Source organism: Sediminicola luteus (assembly GCF_002514735.1).
In the GTDB taxonomy this organism is placed as follows: domain Bacteria; phylum Bacteroidota; class Bacteroidia; order Flavobacteriales; family Flavobacteriaceae; genus HQA918.
This window is the reverse complement of record NZ_KZ300476.1, coordinates 219515-238785: the sequence shown is the minus strand read 5'-3', so window position 1 is coordinate 238785 and position 19271 is coordinate 219515. Positions and strand designations below refer to the sequence as shown.

The following is a 19271-nucleotide window of genomic DNA, read 5'->3' as shown; positions in this document are numbered from 1 at the left end:
ATGATCGAGTTCTTGTCCAAACATTTAGAGTGGGCCAATGTAGAGTATTGGTTTTATATATTCAACGACCTGAGTTTGGTGTACATCATACTTCCCTTTTTTGTGCTGGAATTGATACGATATGCCTATTTAAAACGCCTCAACAAAGATCTGGTTTTAGATTCTTTGGCCAATGCATTCACCTTCGTGGCTTTTTATGCCATTGAGATTATTTTAGGCATTTTGGCGGTAACCAAAGTATATTTCTGGGTTCATGAAAACTTGAGTTTGCCTCATTTGCCCTTAAATTGGATGACCATAATTACATGTATTCTCTTGGCAGACTTTGCCTATTACTGGGATCACCGCACCATGCACCGTATTGGCCTGGGTTGGGCCACCCATACGGTACACCACAGTTCCGAACATTTTAATATGTCTGTGGCCTATCGTTTTGGACCGCTGGATGCCGTTTTCCCCATTTTGTTTTCGTTGCCCATAGTTATGTTGGGCTACGATCCCATTTTGGTACTCTTGGCCGAGGTGTTCGTTCAGGTATTTCAAACCCTATTGCATACCGAGATCATCGGGAAGCTGGGTAAACCTATAGAATACATCTTTAACACGCCTTCGCACCATAGGGTGCACCATGGTTCTAACCGTCAGTATTGGGATAAAAACTATGCCGGGATCTTAATTATCTGGGATCGTTTGTTGGGTACCTTTGAACCGGAGGTGGAAACGGTTCGCTATGGTATTTCGGAACCTTTGAATTCCAATAATCCGTTCAAGGTGTTTTTACATGGTATAGGCCGTTTGTACAGAAAAATGAAAGGTCTTAAAGGGTTTAAAAACAAAATGCTGGCCTTGATTAAGCCCCCGGATTGGGAGCCGAGTTAAGGAGAACTGTTTTAAGTTTGAATGGAAGCCCTGGTCTGTAAAGCCAGGGCTTTTTCGTGTTTTTTACGATAGTATTATGATTAAAATCTTAGTTGATTGTAATTCAAGAATAATAGGGTTGTTTAAGTTGACGCTGGGTTAAGGTAGGCGAAAGTGTGCCTGCAACCGGCTGGTCGCGATCTTAACTGAATAAAATCTCCCATCCTTTTACGGTAATTTTAGTGTTGGGATACGGAAAACCGGAATAACAACTTGTTGTCTCCATTATGATTACTGTAGCACAAAATGCTCAGATACCTTCATAAAAAATAGATAATGTATTCGGGTTATATTACCGGGTCACACCCAGAGGAATAACCCTTTTGACAGTTCCAATAAAAAAAGCCGTCTGCACCAAGAGTCAGACGGCTTCAGATGGTAGTGTTTAGGTATTATTTTTTCTTTAACCCATCTTTTTTCCATTTAAAAATGATCATACGGTCTTTTAGGGAGAGCATTTTTTTAGGAGGCATGGGATCGCTTTTGTCGTTAATACGATGTAAAAGCCCCTTACGCTGCATGGCCATTTTTACCGATTTGAATTCAGTAAGATCTAAACGGGCGTCTGGAGCCGGGCCACCATGGCAAGTAATACAATTGTTTCTGATTATTCGTTTAACATCGCTTTGGTAGCTCACCTCCCAATCTATCACCGGAACTTCCTCAGGTTCTTCCTCTACAACGGGGGCTTCTTTGTAAAAATCGTCTCCGAGATTTTGGAACACAAAGGCTTTGTTATTTTTGGAAATGTCCGAGACGGTTACGGAAACGCTTTGTTTCGATAACACTTGAATGGGAATACTGCTACTATTTAAGTCCCCGGGAGAAATGATATAGTTGCTGTCCATATCGGCGATTAGGGTTACAAAATAATCCCCGGGATGTAGGTAGGTGTATTTAAAATGGTTTTCGCCTTGGGTAAGGTATGATAGATGTATGGTGTTATTGTAATCGTTTACATCATTGGAAAGTCTACCTTCGGCATCGGTCAAAGGCTTTTCAGAGACGTAGATGATCATTTGACTGTCTTTCGTTTTTGGACTTCTACTAAGGTCAATGCCCAGTTCTGAGACATAGGGGTAATCATTCGGGGTTATGGGGTCCAAGGCTTTTTCACCCATACGCTGTATGTTGGCATTGCTTTTTTCTTGCCAGAGGAAGGTGGCTGTCTTTTTAATATATAGGTAACTGTCGTCAAAGCCTTTTGGAAAGTCGTAAGCAATTGATGTGTCGGGAAAGCCATTGGTTTTCGCAGCCTTTTGGGCAAGGGTGTCACTATATTTCTTACCCTTATAGGTCATATGTCTTTCGGCTAACCGATTTCCTAATTGGCTGGTATAGGCGTTCCAGTATAGGCTGTCTTTGGTAAAGCGTAGTTCCATATACATGGTTTCTTTACCACCAACGGCATCTACCAACCGATAATATTGATCATCTTCATTTTCTTCGGCCCTATCCATAACAAAATAGCTGCTGCGGTAAATTCCGTTTAGTACCCCACCATTTCGGGCCATAATGGTTTTTTTACCTTTAAAATCGGCTATGTAAAAGGTGTTGAAAAGGTTACCCATAGAGCCCCCTTCGTGAATACCATGCAATTGCGAAGGGGCAATAGCCCGGTAATCCCAAACAAACCAATTGTATTCAATTCCGGCAACACTATTAATGCCCAACCATTGGCCCTGGAGTTTTTCTAAAAGATTGCCCCCTTTTTCTTCAATATCCACCACATCTACCTGGGCGGTATAGGTCGATTTCGGGCTAATCGATGTAAATCCGAATAAGACGCCAAGAACTGCGATAAAAGCGGTGGTTCCGATAAGTTTTACCTTCATATGTAGTTTTTTAGGTAAAGAAGGTTAAAGCTTAACGGATTTTATTTGATATAGGTCAAAAAAAGTTAATCAGTTGTTGAGATGGGTTTTGAAAAAGTCCAAACAACGTTGTCGGGCTTCTTTATGATCAATCATGGGTTGTGGGTACGAAAGTTCGTCCAAGTCGGTTACCCAGCGTCTTATATATTGACTTTGTGGGTCGAATTTTTTCAATTGGCTTTCCGGATTGAAAATCCGAAAATAGGGTACCGCATCACAACCGGTACTGGCTGCCCATTGCCAGTTGCCCACATTGGCCGAGAGGTCAAAATCCAATAGTTTCCGGGCAAAATAGGCCTCGCCCCAGCGCCAGTCGACCAAAAGGTGTTTGCACAGGAAACTCGCGCAAACCATACGAATCCTATTGTGCATATAGCCGGTTTGGTTCAGTTGGCGCATACCTGCATCTACCAAGGGGTATCCGGTTTTACCATGGCACCATTTCTTAAAATCCGCAGGGTCGTTTCGCCAGGGCAATCGGGCATATCGGCTTTTAAACGGACGATCTACCGTTTTTGGAAAATGGTAAAGGATTTGCATAAAGAACTCCCTCCAGATAAGTTCACTCAAATAGGTTTCATTGGTTCGTAGGGCCAAAGTGACCATTTTTCGTACCGAAACCGTACCAAATCGTAAATGCACACTGGCATAAGAGGTTTGGTCTTTGGCCGGAAAATCGCGAATGGCATCGTAATGGTCAAGAAATTCAGTATTTATGGGCTTCACGGGTATAGAAGAAGCGGTAAAACCGATGTCTTTTAGGCTCAACCAATTTGGCGCTATTCGGGCTAGTTTTTCCAGGTGTTTTTCTGAGGCAAAGGCAAGGGTGAGTTCCGGATAGAACCGCGAAAGCCATTTCTTTTTGAAAGGGGTGAAAACCGTATAGGGGTTACCGTCGTCTTTTACGATTTCAGAGCGTTCAAAAATAACTTGGTCCTTACATTCGATTAGTGGTATTCCCTGTGAAGCAAGCAGGGTTTTTACCAAATGATCACGTTTTTGGGCATATGGTTCATAGTCGGTGTTGGTAAAAACCGCCTTAATACGATACCTGTCGATCAGGTGTTTAAAAACATCGTTCGGTTTGCCATGAAAAAGATGTACGCCACTACCAAACCTTTGTAAGTTTTGGTTAATGCTTTGCAACTGTTGGTGTATAAAGGTTACTCGCGGGTCATCTGGGGAAAGCCCGGATAAAATATCGGGGTCGAAAATAAAAACAGGGATAACGTTACCTTGACCTAAAGCCCGGAAAAGACCATGGTTGTCTTCCAAACGTAGGTCGCGCCGGAACCAGAATATCGTGGTTTGTTCCATTAGTTATACAAACAAATATAAGCGTTTAGGCTGGTTGCGATCAATAGCCAAAGGAGGTACGGGGCTATACTGAGACCACGCCAACCTATGGGCCTTGCAAAACGAAGGGTTTGGTAAGTAATTACAGCTGTCAGCAAAAGAATACATACTAAACCACTATGGGTTAGTTCCCATCTAAAGAAAAGTACGTTCCAACTCACATTTAAAACCCATTGCAATGCGTAGCTTATCCAAGGACTTTTGGCATCAGCTGTTTCTTTACCGGCCCAAACCATAAAGGCGGCATAAAAGATCATGATTAGGGTCCAGTTAAAACCGAACATCCAATTTGGCGGTGTCCATGGGGCCTTGTTTAGCGAGATGTACCAAGATTGGGTAGGGCCATCATCCATTAGCCATACCCCGAGTCCGAGAGCCAAAAAATTCAATCCAAAGATTAGGGCAAACCAAGCCCAAGTGTTTCCTTTCATACGAGTGTTCTTTCTTTAAGCTTTTATACTGGTAATTCCGGCATCTAAATAAAATGACTGCCCGCTTATGGAACGGCTGGCATCACCCAACAAATATTGGGTTAATTGGGCCACTTCATCGGGTTGTAAATAGTGTTTTAGGGGGTGTCTTTGGGCCATTTCTTCCTGTTGTTTTTCATTACGCAGTAAACGTTTGGCCAATGGGGTATCGGTTATGGTGGGGCCAATGGTATTAAAGCGGACTTTTGGGGCCAATTCTGCGGCCAACGATTTTGCCATACCTTCCAAGGCCCCTTTACTGGCGGCTATACTACTGTGAAAGGCCATACCTGTTTTTACGGCCACTGTGCTAAAGAGAACCACGGAGGCCGTCTCGGATTGTTGTAATGCCGGAAGATAATGTTTAATGACTTTTAAGGCCCCGATGACATTGATTTCGAAATCATTCCGAAAATCGGCTTCTTTCAAAAATTTTATGGGCTTCAGGTTTATACTTCCGGGGCAATACACCAAACCGTCTAGTTTTTCGATCTGGGGGAGTTCGTCCCTCAATACATCACAAGGTATATGCCTGATCGGAATCTGGGTTTCGGGGGCTGTCCGACTTAGGTTGATGATTTCGGTATCAGGCCCTAATCCTTCTAAAATGGCCTTTCCAATACCTTGGCTTCCACCTACGATTAAAATTCGTTTCATAACTATATATTTTTAGTTTACCTATGAAGTGGATTGTAGTGTTTGTTTAAAAAATAGTGGTTTCCTTATTTCAATGCGTTGATCATTCCGTTAAAAACCAATCCGTGAAACGGGAGTACCGCGTACCAATACAGACGTCCCCATAATCCTTTCGGACGAAAAATAGCCTTTTGCCATAATCGGTTGTCCGAAATACTGAATTCTAACCAGGCCTCTCCGGGCAACTTCATTTCTGCATAAAGTAGCAGACGTCCATTTTCTTTGTCGGCCAAAAGAACACGCCAAAAATCGAGTGCATCCCCGGTTTCCAATTCAAAAGGATGACGCCTGCCCCGTCTTAAACCCACACCACCGGTAAGTTGGTCTAGCCATCCTCGGATTTTCCAAAGACCATTGAATGCGTACCAACCTTGGTTTCCGCCGATTTTCCAAATTTTTTCGAGGGTATTTTCCTTTTGTTGTATAGGTCTGGAACGGATGTCTTTATAACAGCCGAATTTTGGTGGGTGTATATGTTTGGAGAGCTCTGTGTCTAGCACCCCGCTTACCTTGGAGTCTTTCCAAGAAGAGAGAATCTCATTTTGGGCGATCTTACTAAAAGCGGCGATAACGGCGTCTTGGTAAGACAGGGTTTTATGGGGCAGTATTTGGTGGATTTTATTTTTTTGACCGATTATCTCAACATGCATACTATCCACTAAAGATTGGGCTAGGTTATATGAGGTAGCTGTAACGAAATACAACCAATACGACGAGAGTTTCGGACTTAAAACGGGTAAGGTGATAATCGTTCTTTTTAGACCCCGGACATGCGCGAATTGCAATAACATGGTTTTGTAGGTCAAGGTCTCCGGGCCAAAAATATCAAAGGCACCATGGTATAAATTGGGTTGTAGTAAACTTCGGGTTAGGTAAAACAAAACATCGCGAATGGCGATAGGTTGGGTGGGGGTGTTCAACCATTTTGGGGCGACCATTACGGGTAGCTTTTCAACAAGGTCTCGAATAATTTCGAAGGATGCGCTGCCACTACCTACGATAATGCCTGCGCGCAGTGTGGTCAATGCATATTTTTGTGAGGCCAAGTAAAGTTCTACGTTTAGGCGTGACTGTAAATGCTTCGATAGGGCGTTCGCATTACTGATGCCGCTTAAAAAGATGAGCTGTTGGGCCTGGGTGTGTTCTAAACAATATTTAAAGTTTTGGGCGCAAACTTTTTCCAATTCGGTGAATTGGTCACCTTTGGTACCCATGGAATGAATCAGATAATAGGCGGCATCAACAGCTTGTATCGCTTTTATGAAATCCGGGCTGGGTGGTGCTAAGAAATCGACCTCTTCAAATTGGATGTGGGAATCGTTCTTTAGGTCCTCCGGAATACGCGAGCGATTGCGTACACAACAAATAAGTTCGTGGCCTGCTTCCCGTAAAACGGGAATTAGTCTTTTGGCGATATATCCGGTGGTACCCGTTGTCAGAATCGTCATGTTACCAAAGGTTTCTGATAGTCGAGTTTTAAGGGGGTGTTGGGGGTTACGTATGTGTCTAAGCCAATCAATGCGGCAATATCGGCCTTACTGAGATCGGCGGCTCCGTCTTCCCTTAGAATTTCTTCTGAAAGATGGATTTCTTCTATGCTTCCAACGATCAATTGGGTTTGGTTGGCTGGAATGGGAATGGCTTCTACGAATTGTAGGCCAATTTGAATTGGCGATTCGGCCACATAAGGCGCAGGAAAATCGGTTTTATATACCGACCCTAATCCGGTCATGGTAAACTCGGATATTGTTTTTTCATATTTAGCCGAGCTATGATGGGCTTGGCGAATAATGGACCGGCAAATATGGTTAATGGTATAATATCCGGTTTCCTTAATGTTTTCAAAAGTGTGTCTGGGTACGGTTGTGGGCCGCAATATAAACCCCAATAAAGGCGGGTGGGCCCCAATATGAACCACAGAACTGAAAAGGCCTAGATTTTCTTGGTCTTTTGCATCGACCGTACCTATCAAATTCGCCGATTTATAACCCGACAGGCTATTGATCAACTGCGCCCTGTACCTACGGGGCAATTCTAGTATCTTTTTGTGGTCAAAGGAAATCATAAAGTATTTTGAATAGCATGTATTCGAACGTCTTGGGCTTTTAGGTCGTGCATAAGATTGTATAAACCAAAAAAGGTTCTGTTAATATAGATAAAATGTTTAGACCCCCGATTACCATTCATTTTGCGCAGTTGGGTGTCTTGGGCATAGCGCTGTCCTAATTCGGCGATTTTACCGAAGAATTCAGCATCGGAAAAATCGAAATATTCTTGTTGAAACGGTTGCGTAAAGAGTTGTAGCATTTCGTGGAAAAGGGCTGAGAAGAACTTTTTTTCTTCCGGACCATCCTCTGGTCTTAAGATTTCCAATTCATACAATTTCCGTTCAAAGAAATCTGGGTTTTCAATGTTCTCGCGTTTGGCCAGTTCAAAATAAGGTACATAGAAAGATTCAGGTATGGTTTTGATACAGCCAAAGTCTATAACCGCCAATTCGCCAGCATCGGTGACCAGGAAATTCCCCGGATGGGGGTCGGCATGAACTTTTTTTAACGCATGCATCTGGTACATATAAAAATCCCATAAAGCCTGGCCTAAGGCATTTGCCGTGGCCTGGTCTTTTATGTTATCGGTAAATTCCGAAAGGTGTTGACCACGGATCCAGTCCATGGTAAGTATGCGTTCACTGGAAAGGGACTGATAGTATTTGGGGAACCGTAGTTTGGGAATATGCGAGCAAGCTTGGGAAATGGCCACACTTTGTTCCAGTTCCAATCTATAATCGGTTTCTTCGGTAAGTTTATCTTCCACTTCCTTAAAGTAACTTTCGGACCCTTCACCTTGTAAATTGAACATTTTGATAGCTATCGGTTTCACTAGGGCCAAATCAGAAGAAATGCTATCGGCTACGCCCGGATATTGGATTTTAACCGCCAATTCGTTTCCATTCTTATAAGCCTTATGTACCTGGCCAATACTTGCCGCATTAACGGAATTAGATGAAAACCGGTCAAAGACTTCTTCCGGATTTTTACCAAAATGCGATTTAAAGGTTTTTTTTACCAGGGGGGCGGACAAAGGGGGAACGGAAAACTGCGATAGGGAAAAGCGCTCGACATAAGCCCGTGGCAAAATGTTCTTTTCCATGCTCAACATTTGGGCCACTTTTAATGCCGAGCCTTTTAAAGATTTTAGGCCATCGTAAATATCGGTGGCATTCGATTCGTTTAGCTTTTCCTTGGCTTCGATTTCCGAGCCTATTATTTTTTCACCATAAAACTTGGCATAATTAACACCTACTTTTAGTCCGGTACCTATAAGGGTGCCAGCGCGCTGTATTTTACTTGTAGGTATACGGTCTAAGGTTTTCATTTCGATGCTGTTTTAAAGAAAAAAAATCAGGGTTTTACGAATGTCGTACTTCCTTAACCAAAAATTTGGCAAGGTCAACTACGCTTTTTGTTTTCGAAATATCGAGAAGATCAAATGAAGCCCGGACCGATTTTTCAATAAAAAGATCGGTTTTCTCAAAGGCGGGAGAGCTATCCGTCATCCAAAAACGTAGAATGGTCAAGAGATGTGTCCAGGCAACTTCAGTTTTACTTTTTTGTTGGAGCTTTTCTAACCTCTCGTGCTTGGTATCCCAAGTTTCGATATCTAAACCTGTGATGTAGTGGTCAAAAGTAGATTTGAGTTTTTTTAGTTTACCCAGAGTGGCAAAACCATTTTTTTTGAGGTCAAGACACAAGAGCACAAAAGAGCGGTTCGCCGTCAGTGTTTCAAAAAAAGTAAAAAGAAAGCTAAGGTATTTATCTTTTGGCCCCAATGTGCCATAAGACTCGTCTTTGTTTAAGAGCGCGATGGTGTTTTTGGCAAACTGGTCAAAGATGTCTTTCTCCAAGGCTTCGAAACTGGCATAATGTTTATAGAATTCCATTTCCTCATACCCAAAATGCGTTGTGAATGTAAAAATGGAATGCAATTTTTCAGGCTTACTTAGTTGGCAGTCCATATACCAACCCATCCATTCTGTTGCTGTCGGATTTTTAGTTTTTGTTGCCATGATAATTTTTATTGTGTCTAACAAAAATAATAAAAAATTAAACAAAGTGATGTATGGGGTTAATCAGGTTACCCCAAAAATTATGATTGAAACGGCTATAATACATCATTTGAAAAGGATTTTAAAGGTATCGAAGATGTTAAAATTTCTTTAAAGCGAGTTATCGTGTTAAATAATGATAGTAATACTATTATATTTGCGTAGTTGTATTATGGAAAATCTATATTTTGATATTAAAGTTAATGCGGCTTTGTATTCCAAAGACCCGCAGTCTTCCGCGCTTGGCAAGAAGATTTTAAAACAAGGGATTCTAATGCTTGAGTCCTTGGGGTATGAAGATTTTACTTTTAAAAAATTAGGTAAGGAGATCGGCTCAAATGAGAGTTCTATTTACAGATATTTTGATAGTAAACATACCCTATTGGTCTATTTGGTGAATTGGTATTGGAGTTGGACCGAATATCGATTGGTGCTGAGTACGCATAGTATGGTGGATCCCAAGAGAAAACTGGAAAAGGCCCTTAGTATATTGACCGAGCCGGTACGGGTAGATCAACGCTTCGATTATATAGATGAGGAGGTGCTGTACCAAATCATTATCGCAGAATCGTCTAAGGCCTATCATACCAAAGATGTAGATGCCGAAAATGAAAAAGGCTTTTATCGTACCTATAAACGGGTGGTGCAACGGGTGAGCGATATGGTGCTTCTGATTAACCCCGATTTCGAATTTCCTCATATGTTGATTTCCACGGTGATAGAGGGGGTGCACCATCAACGGTATTTTTCGAAACACTTGCCGTCATTGACGGATTTTGAAGAAGGTAAAAACAATATTGTCCGATTTTATAAGGATTTGGTTTTTAAAACCATTCAATAAATCATCGGCTGGAATTAAGTTTTAATGAGTTGGTTGTTATTTAGATAACATATGGAGCAAAAACAGATGACCCCTTTGCAACGACTGATCGGATTGTTGCAACCAGACAAGCGCGAAATAAAACAGATTATTTTTTATGCGGTCTTTGCCGGATTGGTCGCCTTATCGGTGCCTTTGGGTGTTCAGGCCATTATTAACCTGATACAGGGGGCGCAGATAAGCACCTCTTGGATCGTGCTGGTAGTTATGGTGACCTTAGGTGTAGGTTTTCAGGGGGCTTTGCAATTAATGCAGATCCGAATTCTTGAAAATGTGCAGCAAAAGATTTTTATGCGTTCGTCTTTTGAGTTTGCCTATCGCTTTCCCAAAATAAAAATGAGCGAACTGCGTAACTACTATCCGCCAGAATTGGCCAACCGTTTTTTCGATACCCTCACCGTGCAAAAAAGTTTGCCCAAACTGTTGCTCGATTTTCCTGCGGCTATTTTGCAGATATTCTTTGGTATAACCTTATTGAGTTTCTACCATCCCTTTTTTATACTGTACGGCCTGTTGCTGATCTTGTTGATTTATGTGGTCTTTAAGTTTACGGCCGAACGGGGATTGGAAACCAGCCTACAAGAAAGTAAGTCGAAATATAAGGTGGCCCATTGGATACAGGAGGTGGCCCGGAGTCTCGTAAGTTTTAAACTGTCGGGCAAGACCCAGTTGGCTATGCAGAGCAACGACAGGCTTACCACCGATTACCTTAAGGCGCGTGAAAGCCATTTTAAGGTGTTGTTTCTCCAATTCATGCAAATGATCGGCTTCAAGGTGTTGGTTACGGCTGGTTTATTGTTGGTTGGTGGGCTCTTGGTGCTGAACCAACAGATGAATATTGGGCAGTTCGTGGCGGCCGAAATCGTAATTCTATTGGTTATCGCATCCGTTGAAAAATTGGTTACCGGATTAGAGACCGTATACGATATGCTTACTTCTTTGGAGAAGATCGGACAGGTGGTAGACAAGGAACTGGAGCCCCAATCGGGTTTGAATCCCTGGGATTCTCAGACCGATTTATTGCTCGAGGTCGAAAATCTAAATTTCAATACCCCACAGGGTAGGCCCTTGTTCTCCGATGTCTTCTTACATATCAAGCACGGTGATCGCATTTTGCTTCAAGGTAAGTCGGGTAGCGGTAAATCGACCCTTTTGAAATTGTTGTCCGGCTTGTTGGAACCCAGTCAAGGTGGGGTTTATGTTAACAATACCTCTCTACAAGCGCTACGACCCAATGCCTATCGCATGGGAATCGGGCAGGTGTTACCCGAACAATTGCCCTTTGAAGGCAGTATATTGGAGAATATCACCTTCGGGAATACGGAGATAGGTCAAGAACGTGTTTTTGAGGTACTTCGTCAATTGGAATTGACAGAGTTCATTAAAGAGCAGCCCAAGGGTATCCATACAATCTTATATCCGGAGGGACAGCACATACCTACTACCATTTCGAAACGTATTCTATTGGCTAGGGCCATAATCAATAACCCGTGTTTACTGCTTTTAAAAGAGCCTTTGGAGCATTTTGAGCCGGCTATGGCCAAACAGCTCGCAGGCTATTTAACCCATCCCGATAGGCCCTGGGCTTTGGTGGTTTCTGGAGGTAGCCCCATTTGGGAAAAACTATGTGGCCAGGTGTATGAAATAAAGGACAAGCGATTGATTAAAAAGTGAGACCATGCTGAATATCACTAAAAATGCATTGAATAAAAAAGTGTCTTTGGATGGCTACCACTCTTTTAAAGAGGTAGATCGTCCGAAACAATACGGTATGTTCAACAAGTTCTTGCTCATTTTCGCAGGTATCGGTTTCGTGATGTTGTTTATGCCCTGGACCCAAAATGTAACCGGTAAGGGCTATTTGACCACTTTAACGCCAGATCAACGCCCGCAAACCATACAGTCTCCAATTCCCGGGCGCATTGAAAAGTGGTATGTCAGAGAGGGCGATTATGTGCAAAAAGGCGATACCATTTTGCATATTTCAGAAGTAAAGAATGACTACTTCGACCCAAAGCTCCTAGAACGTACGGGCCAGCAGATTGCTGCCAAGGAAATGGCGGTAAAGGCCTATGGTGAAAAAGTTAAAGCCCTGGCGGTACAGATAACGGCTTTGGAAAATGAACGCGGGCTTAAATTAGAGCAGGCCCGCAACAAGCTGTATCAGTCCAAACTTAAAGTACAGAGCGATAGTATAGACCTCGAGGCTGCCCAGACCAATCTGAATATTGCACAAAGGCAGTACGATCGTGTGGTGCAATTGCGTTCCGAGGGGCTAAAAGCGATGACCGATGTAGAGGAAAAGCGATTAAAACTACAATCGGCTCAGGCCAAACGCATTTCCCAAGAGAATAAGCTTCAAGCCAGTAAAAATGATGTGGTCAATGCGCAGGTAGAGATAAATAGGGTTAGGGCTTCGTATACCGATAAAATAGCCAAGGCGCGTAGCGATCGTTTTACCGCCCAATCGAACCAGTTTGATTCAGAGGCCCAGGTTAGTAAATTGGAGAACCAATGGTCTAACTATAACATTCGAACCGGCATGTATTATATTCAGGCCCCCCAAAGTGGCTACATTAACAAGGCTGTAAAAGGGGGTATAGGGGAGACGTTTAAGGAAGGCGAACAATTGGTAGGGATTATGCCAGCCGAATTCGATATGGCGGTAGAGACTTTTGTAAATCCCATTGATCTACCTTTGATCCACATCGGTGAAAAAGTCCGTATTCAATTCGATGGTTGGCCCGCCATTTTCTTTAGCGGTTGGCCTAATATTTCTTATGGGACTTATGGTGGTGAGGTAGTAGCCATGGAGACCTTTATTAGTCCAAATGGCCAGTATCGGGTATTACTGGCGCCCGATGCCGAAGATCACGCTTGGCCTAAAGAATTACGTGTGGGTTCTGGTGCCAATACCATTGCCCTATTGGAAGATGTGCCCATATGGTTCGAGATGTGGCGCCAGCTGAATGGTTTTCCGCCCAATTACTATCAACCTGAAAAGGCTGCGGCCAAAACCACCAAAAAATGAGAAGCTTGTTTTTAATCATAGGTGTTTTTTGTTCACTTTTTTTATACGGACAGAACGACAGTTTGGTGTTGGGGTTTCGGGAGTATTTGGGCTATGTGAAAAAACATCATCCCATTGCCAAACAGGCCCAATTGACCATTGGTGTAGGCGAGGCCAATTTGATGAAGGCGCGCGGTGGGTTTGATCCTAAATTGGAGGTCGATTATGAACGAAAGGACTTTAAGGATACCGAATATTGGGATCGGCTGAGTGCCACGTTCAAGGTGCCTACTTATTTCGGTATTGAATTTAAAGGTAACTATGCCCAAAATGAAGGGATGTATATCAATCCGGATGAGACCGTGCCGGATGATGGTTTATACAGTGCGGGCGTCTCTATGTCACTAGGCCAGGGCTTTTGGGTCAATGAGCGTATGGCCACACTTCGTAAGGCCAAGTATTTTAGGGAACAGACCAAGGCCGAACAAGATATTTTGGTCAATCGAATTTTGTTCGAGGCAGCTATCTCCTATTTTGATTGGTTAAAAGCATATCGGACCAAAATAGTGTATCAAGATTTTCTCAAAAATGCGGATCAACGCTTTCAAGGGGTAGTTTCAAGGGCCAAAAACGGCGATGTCGCCCAAATTGATACGGTAGAGGCCCAAATAACGGTACAAACCCGCCAATTGGAGTGGGAGCAAGCCCAAGTTACCCTCGTTCATAAAGCCCTGACCTTGTCTAATTTTCTATGGATGAACGGGGTGCCTGTGGAATTGCATCCCCATATCAAACCCGATATGCGACCCGAAGGCGATATTGATCTGGGCTTGGGAATTGCCGAAATCCCATTGGATAGTGTAGCTATGGAGAACCATCCGAAGCTCTTGGCCTTAAATTATAAAATCGAAGGCCTTATGGTGGACAAGCGTTTAAAGGCCAATAAGTTATTGCCTAAAATTGATGTGGAATACAATTTTTTGATGGAAGAGGTGCAAGGTATTCGAAATTTTGATTCGGATCAATATAAAGGCGGGGTCTCTTTCCGTTTCCCGTTGTTTTTGCGTAAGGAAAGAGGTGACCTAAAGCTAGCCAAATTCAAGCTAAGGGATGTTGAATTCGATCGCGACAATGCCCATGTGGCCATTCGTAATAAGGTGCGTGGGTTGTTTAACGAATTGGAATCTTATACCGAACAGAATCGATTGATCTTCGGTATAGTAGCAAACTATAATACTTTGTTGCATGCCGAAGAACGAAAATTTGAGTTTGGCGAAAGTTCACTCTTTTTGGTCAATTCTCGGGAAAACAAACTTATCGATGCCCGTTTAAAACAAATAGAGGTGCAGAATAAATTCTTTGGTACCAAGGCTAAATTGTTCAAAAGTCTGGCTCTTAATCCCGAGTTATAATATTATTTCAAACAAGAATTAGGGTTTGAAACAAAAATCCCGAAGGGCAACCGAAACCCTCCGGGATCATACCTGCCACTCCTACAGTTTTAAGAATGCGGCTTTTAATTCTTCCGTGGTAAACACATGATTGGCGATTAAGGTAAAATTCGCTTGGGCTATTTTGTAGCCGTCCATATCAGGTAATATGGCCGCCGCTGTAGCATCTTTAACTACGGCTACTTCAAAGCCTTGCTCTACAAGTTCGCGTAGATGACTTTCGGTACATAGGTTAGATAACATTCCGGCCAAGATTACCTTGTCTATCTGCCGTTTACGAAGTTGAAGGATCAAGTCGTTACTTTCGGGACCAAAGACCTTGTGGGGCGATGTTACAAAAACATTATCATTTTTCAGGTATTTGTGGTAGCCCGTAAAGATATCGGCCCCATGAGTACCCAGTGCAACACCAGCTTCGGTAGATTTCCCTTTCTTCATTAGGTTCACTTGTTTTGCAAAAGTGAGCATGGCCCCGGCAAATTCCCATTGGTGATCGTGATCATTTACCATATGTGGAGAAATAAGCACGGGCATTTCGTGTTTTGTCGCCAACTCAAATAAAGTGGCGATGTTTTCTATGGTGCCGTTTTGGGTTACGCTTGGGCCCACCAGCCCCCACGCCACCCCGTTTTCGCTTAAAAAGTCATTTTGGGGATCGGTGATGACTATGGCGGTCCTATTGTCGATGGTAAAACCTGGATCGGGTAATTGGGCCCAAAGGGTTTGGCCAAGCGCTAATAATCCGATTACTAAAGTGCCGAAAAAGTTTTTTTTGGTCTGCATTGCATATGTGTTTTTAAGATTAACATAATGCAAAGAACCGACCTGGCTCCTCTGGAAAACGGTATCAAAAGATACCTAAAACGGCTTTTTAAGGGTGATGCTGCCACGATGAAGACCAATAAGCCCTTCCAGTTCAAAGCTTTTGAGGATTCTAGAAATGACTACCCTAGTAGTACCCAGTTCTAGTGCCAAGGCCTGGTGGGAGATTGGAATGGTGTGCACCGAATGGGTGTCCCTGTAGTTTCTAAGATAGTCCAAAACACGTTCGTCCATTTTTTTAAAAACGGCATCTGTGAACTCATGTAATAGCTCGTCATAGCGATTCCTATAGGCAGCTAAGATAAATTTATTCCATGAAGGGTACCGGGTCTGCCAATCGGTAATGTAATCGGAGGGAATATAAAGCACTTGGGTGGGGGCGTCGGTTATGGCGTAGGATGCACTTTCATTGTTGAAAAGACAGGCGGTCAAAGACATGATACAGGTTTCGTTGGCGCGTACATAATACAACAGTATTTCGCGGTCTTCAAAGGTCTGGAATACACGTATGGCGCCGGAAACAACAATGGGCAGGACCTTGAGGTATTGTCCCTGACGAATTAAGGTCTCGCCTTTGGGTACTTTTTTAAAAGTAGCTACCCGGGCGATTTCAGATTTCAGTTCGACTTCCGTAAAAAGGGGTAAAGGCGGGAATTCCATGTCCAGAGGTTTTAAGACGCCTGGGAATGTACGAAAACCATAGAAAAAGAATTATGATTTCCGTTATCATATATCCTTGGGTTTACAATGAAATATCCCTTTTCCAAGGAATAAAGTCGTGTTGCCCTCTAAGCTCTGCCTTTGTCAGGGTTTTACCACTGGCCACGGCTACAATTAGTTCCAAAAGACGGTCGGAGGCAGAGTCTAGGTTGTCTTCACCACTAATTATGGTACCGGCGTTAAAATCGATAATCTGGGCCATACGTTGGGCCATATCGGTGTTAGACGACACTTTAATTACCGGACTTACCGGATTCCCTGTAGGCGTACCCAGTCCCGTGGTAAAGACTACCAGGTTGGCTCCAGAACCGGCCAAGGCAGTGGTAGACTCAACATCATTGCCCGGGGTGCAGAGTAAACTTAATCCGATGCTATGGGCATATTCTCCATAATCAAGAACGGCGTTTACCGGTGAAGTGCCCCCTTTGCGGACGGCTCCGGCAGATTTCATGGCGTCGGTAATCAAGCCTTCGCGAATGTTTCCGGGAGAAGGATTGTCTTTAAAACCAGAACCTACCGCTTCGGCCCTAAATTCGTAAGCCTGCATTAATGTCACGAATCGTTTGGCATCTTCTGGGTTTACACAGCGTTTGATAATAGAGGCTTCGGTACCGGCCAGCTCCGGGAATTCAGCTAAAATAGCCTTACCATCAAAACCAACTAACTTGTCCATGGCCATGCCTAACATAGGGTTGGCAGAAATACCCGAAAATCCGTCAGAACCCCCGCATTCCAGTCCAATGCTAAGTTTTGACAGAGGAGCTGGTTGCCGTTCCATAGAATCAAGTAACCGTAGTTGCTTCAGGGTTCCTTCAATGATAGATTTGATATAGGCCGTTGAATCACCAGATTGCTGGTGTTCAAATACCAACAAGGGCTTGTCAAAATTAGGGTTGGTGGTTTTTAAGGCTTCATTAAGTAATGATACCTGTGCATTTTGGCAGCCTAGGCTTAAAACTGTTGCGCCGGCCACGTTCGGATTGTTTAAATAACCCGCCATTAGCCTACAAAACATTTGGGCATCGCTACGGGTGCCTCCACAACCTGTGTGATGGGTGATAAAGCGAAGCTCTACTTGGGTGAGTTTGGAGGTTGATAATAAGTGGCTTTCCCTAGCTGTGGGCATAGGCTTCCTGTCCCAAAGAGAACGTGCATAATCACTAAAATGGGCGTGGTTAGATATGCCAAGGGCGTCTTCCATGGCGTTTTTTACGGTCTCAATGGTTTTGTTCTCGCAAAACACCAAAGGAAAGACCAGCCATACATTACGGGTGCCTACTTGTCCGTCGGACCTATGATATCCTAAAAATGTTTTCGGGAGTGTTTGTGACGGCTTTGGTGCCTGCCAGGCGTATTCGGTGTCAGTAAGACTATAATTTTCTGTTTTATTGGTTACGGTTTCCGGATAGAGTCTGGCTCCTGGTGCCATATCGAATTTTAATTCACCGACACATTGGCCATACATAATCATGGGGGCACCTTTTGGCAATGCCGATAAAGCAAATTTATGTTTGGCAGGTATGGTTTCCTGTATTTCAATTTCCGTCTTGTTATATGTAACGGTATCTCCTTTTTGAAGATCGAATAAAGCTACCCCAACATTATCCTTAGGGTCTAGTACAAGTATATGGTTACTTTGGTCCATCATCTGTGTTTCATTTACACGGAATAAAGGTAGTGTTTTCTGCTCAATTACTGTTCTCGTAACCAAAATGACAAAATTAATACTATGTTTTTTTGACACAGAATAAGCTTTTTTGTAATTTCATGGCCCATTTACTTTAGATGTCAACCGAAAAAATCTGGGGTCGGGGTGATGGGAAAACTCAAAAATCAACGAACTAAAACCAAAAATCAAAAATGAAAAAAGGTGCCTTGAAAATGATGATAGCCACGGTATTGCTAAGTATAGTGTGGTCTTGTAAAGAAAAACCTAAAACAGAATCCATGGCCAATGTTTCCACGGAAAAAACAGGCCAAGAAAGGGTAGTGCTCACCGATAATCCGGCAGAGAAAAGGGTCGATGTTCATATAGACGGCAAGTTGTTCACGGCCTATGTTTATCCAGATAATATTAAAAAACCGGTCTTGTATCCGTTGGTTACCCCAAAAGGCACCAAGATTACACGAAAATTCCCCCTGGAAAAATCGGTAGGGGAGCGGGTAGACCATCCGCATCATGTAGGGGTTTGGTTTAATTATGGCGACGTAAACGGACTGGATTTTTGGAACAACTCCGATTCCATTAAAGTAGAGAAACGCCATAAATATGGAACGATACGCCATAACCAAGTAATATCTACATCCAATGGAGAAGATTCAGGAAGTTTGAAGGTTAGTATGGACTGGAAAGCACCTGACGGTACAGTACTTTTGGTAGAAAACACCGAATTCGTATTTGGTGCCGATGCCAATGGGTATTATATCGATCGTATTACTTCTTTGACCGCGCAAGATCAGAACGTAGATTTTAAAGACAATAAAGAAGGAGTGTTGGGCATCCGAGTGACTAGGGCCTTGGAGCATCCGTCCGATAAGCCATCTGTATTCACCGATGCCAATGGTATACCTACAAAGGTAGAGGCCTTGGATAATAGTACCGTAAAAGGAAATTACCTCAATGCCCAAGGGGTAGAAGGTACCGACGTTTGGGGCAAACGTTCCAATTGGGTAAACCTGCGTTCCGAGATTGAAGGCGAGCCTATTTCCTTGGTGGTTTTGGACCATAAAGACAATGTGGGTTATCCTACCTATTGGCACGCCAGGGGCTATGGCCTTTTTGCGGCCAACCCCTTGGGACAACATGAGTTCAGCAAGGGAAAAGAACGCTTGGATTTCTTTCTTGAAGCAGGTAAAACCACTACCTTTAAGCATAGGATTATAGTGGCCAATAAAGCATTAGGAAAGACCGAGATCGATGCTGAATTTGATGCTTTTGGAAAAAAGTAAAATCCTATATAAATAAGAAG

The 19271-nt window shown here is 43.1% G+C and carries 17 protein-coding genes; 6 read left to right on the top strand and 11 right to left on the bottom strand.

The genetic code is table 11. From position 1 onward, the window contains the following. Positions 1 to 879 carry a sterol desaturase family protein gene (locus B7P33_RS00790; RefSeq protein ID WP_097440068.1) on the top strand — a complete coding sequence of 293 codons (879 nt, stop codon included), beginning with the start codon at positions 1 to 3 and terminating at the stop codon, positions 877 to 879. Between the two features lie 431 nt (positions 880 to 1310). On the opposite strand, the gene B7P33_RS00785 is transcribed toward B7P33_RS00790, so the two are convergent. The 8 genes from B7P33_RS00785 to B7P33_RS00750 form a co-directional block, all read right to left on the bottom strand. Continuing rightward, on the bottom strand, positions 1311 to 2753 hold the full coding sequence (locus B7P33_RS00785) for a hypothetical protein (protein WP_097440067.1): 1443 nt from the start codon (positions 2751 to 2753) through the stop codon (positions 1311 to 1313). 69 nt (positions 2754 to 2822) lie between these two features. Next, a complete protein-coding gene (locus B7P33_RS00780) occupies positions 2823 to 4109 on the bottom strand; it encodes a cryptochrome/photolyase family protein (protein ID WP_097440066.1) in 1287 nt (428 codons plus the stop codon). After that, the gene (locus B7P33_RS00775) at positions 4109 to 4579 is read right to left on the bottom strand and encodes a TspO/MBR family protein (protein WP_097440065.1); all 471 of its coding nucleotides are present in this window, start codon (positions 4577 to 4579) and stop codon (positions 4109 to 4111) included. Before B7P33_RS00775 ends, B7P33_RS00780 begins: the two co-directional genes overlap by 1 nt. A 15-nt stretch (positions 4580 to 4594) precedes the next feature. Beyond that, a complete protein-coding gene (locus B7P33_RS00770; protein ID WP_097440064.1) occupies positions 4595 to 5275 on the bottom strand; it encodes an SDR family NAD(P)-dependent oxidoreductase in 681 nt (226 codons plus the stop codon). 65 nt (positions 5276 to 5340) lie between these two features. Continuing rightward, a complete protein-coding gene (locus B7P33_RS00765) occupies positions 5341 to 6762 on the bottom strand; it encodes an SDR family oxidoreductase (RefSeq protein ID WP_097440063.1) in 1422 nt (473 codons plus the stop codon). After that, positions 6759 to 7379 (bottom strand): flavin reductase family protein, encoded by a 621-nt coding sequence (locus B7P33_RS00760; RefSeq protein ID WP_097440062.1) that lies wholly within the window; start codon positions 7377 to 7379, stop codon positions 6759 to 6761. Before B7P33_RS00760 ends, B7P33_RS00765 begins: the two co-directional genes overlap by 4 nt. Beyond that, positions 7376 to 8689 carry an ABC1 kinase family protein gene (locus tag B7P33_RS00755; protein WP_097440061.1) on the bottom strand — a complete coding sequence of 438 codons (1314 nt, stop codon included), beginning with the start codon at positions 8687 to 8689 and terminating at the stop codon, positions 7376 to 7378. Before B7P33_RS00755 ends, B7P33_RS00760 begins: the two co-directional genes overlap by 4 nt. A 34-nt stretch (positions 8690 to 8723) precedes the next feature. Then, entirely contained in the window at positions 8724 to 9425 is a 702-nt protein-coding gene (locus B7P33_RS00750; protein ID WP_141402359.1) for a TetR family transcriptional regulator C-terminal domain-containing protein, read from the bottom strand. A 166-nt stretch (positions 9426 to 9591) separates the two neighbouring features. Here B7P33_RS00750 and B7P33_RS00745 point away from each other — a divergent pair, with 166 nt between their 5' ends. From B7P33_RS00745 to B7P33_RS00730, 4 genes are read left to right on the top strand one after another with little or no spacing between them, the layout of a single operon-like run. Further along, positions 9592 to 10260 (top strand): TetR/AcrR family transcriptional regulator, encoded by a 669-nt coding sequence (locus B7P33_RS00745; protein WP_097440059.1) that lies wholly within the window; start codon positions 9592 to 9594, stop codon positions 10258 to 10260. Positions 10261 to 10311: 51 nt separating this feature from the next. Next, positions 10312 to 11973 (top strand): peptidase domain-containing ABC transporter, encoded by a 1662-nt coding sequence (locus B7P33_RS00740; protein WP_097440058.1) that lies wholly within the window; start codon positions 10312 to 10314, stop codon positions 11971 to 11973. A 4-nt stretch (positions 11974 to 11977) separates the two neighbouring features. Next, a complete protein-coding gene (locus tag B7P33_RS00735; RefSeq protein WP_097440057.1) occupies positions 11978 to 13330 on the top strand; it encodes an HlyD family secretion protein in 1353 nt (450 codons plus the stop codon). Then, on the top strand, positions 13327 to 14721 hold the full coding sequence (locus B7P33_RS00730) for a TolC family protein (protein ID WP_097440056.1): 1395 nt from the start codon (positions 13327 to 13329) through the stop codon (positions 14719 to 14721). Before B7P33_RS00735 ends, B7P33_RS00730 begins: the two co-directional genes overlap by 4 nt. Before the next feature lie 81 nt (positions 14722 to 14802). Here the strand turns inward: B7P33_RS00730 and B7P33_RS00725 are convergent, their stop codons facing one another. From B7P33_RS00725 to B7P33_RS00715, 3 genes are all read right to left on the bottom strand, one after another. Then, complete coding sequence (locus B7P33_RS00725; protein ID WP_097440055.1) at positions 14803 to 15543, bottom strand: cysteine hydrolase family protein; 741 nt, start codon at positions 15541 to 15543, stop codon at positions 14803 to 14805. 75 nt (positions 15544 to 15618) lie between these two features. Then, the gene (locus B7P33_RS00720) at positions 15619 to 16242 is read right to left on the bottom strand and encodes a Crp/Fnr family transcriptional regulator (protein WP_097440054.1); all 624 of its coding nucleotides are present in this window, start codon (positions 16240 to 16242) and stop codon (positions 15619 to 15621) included. A gap of 82 nt (positions 16243 to 16324) precedes the next feature. After that, complete coding sequence (locus B7P33_RS00715; RefSeq protein ID WP_317042816.1) at positions 16325 to 17950, bottom strand: UxaA family hydrolase; 1626 nt, start codon at positions 17948 to 17950, stop codon at positions 16325 to 16327. A gap of 212 nt (positions 17951 to 18162) precedes the next feature. Here B7P33_RS00715 and B7P33_RS00710 point away from each other — a divergent pair, with 212 nt between their 5' ends. Beyond that, positions 18163 to 19251: a DUF6807 domain-containing protein gene (locus tag B7P33_RS00710; protein WP_216359339.1), complete on the top strand. Its 1089-nt coding sequence runs from the start codon at positions 18163 to 18165 to the stop codon at positions 19249 to 19251. Positions 19252 to 19271: the final 20 nt, after the last annotated feature.